A 555-nucleotide genomic window follows, 5' to 3' on the forward strand; every position below is an offset into this window, starting at 1 on the left:
GGCTGTTTGCCTGCTCCTGATGATCCACTTCTCAGGACAGATGGAAGAGCTCAGTTTCCGATCGGTATTACTACTGACAGCCGGGGCTTGCCTGGGTGTGTTGTACAACGTGACAGGCAGGGCTGTTCCTGTACAGCGAAGTGAAGCAGCTACCGGCGAACCGGATATTGCCCCTAATGATGCTATCAAAAGATTACAGTTCATCTAGTGTAAACAATCAGTAACCATGGCAAACATTCTTTACTCAGCGTATTTCTGTAACCCCCGCGAAAGCTCGGAATCCTATACCGCCGTGAAGTGGCTGGATATCCTCCTGAAAGAACACAATGTAACACTACTCACCAATAAAAGCTCCGAGCTGGGATTACTGGAATATTACCAAACCATGCCGGCGAACCTGAAGATTATTGGTTTTGACATTCCCGAATGGCTGGAGAAGAAAAGGAATATCCAGTTGCACCTGGGCTATTTCAGCTTCAACAAACAAAGTTATCGTTATCTTAAAGCACATAAAGACCTGGTAAAGTGGACGGATGTGATGTTACGAAAAACACC

At 46.1% G+C, this 555-nt stretch carries 2 protein-coding genes; both read left to right on the plus strand.

From position 1 onward, the window contains the following. Positions 1-208: hypothetical protein (locus tag ABD931_RS29190; RefSeq protein ID WP_345271663.1), on the plus strand; the 208-nt coding region annotated here is incomplete at its 5' end. 18 nt (positions 209-226) lie between these two features. Continuing rightward, positions 227-555 (plus strand): hypothetical protein (locus ABD931_RS29195; protein WP_345271664.1); only part of this gene is annotated, 329 nt, incomplete at its 3' end.

Origin of the sequence: Nibrella viscosa (assembly GCF_039541875.1) — a bacterium.
Taxonomy (GTDB): domain Bacteria; phylum Bacteroidota; class Bacteroidia; order Cytophagales; family Spirosomataceae; genus Nibrella; species Nibrella viscosa.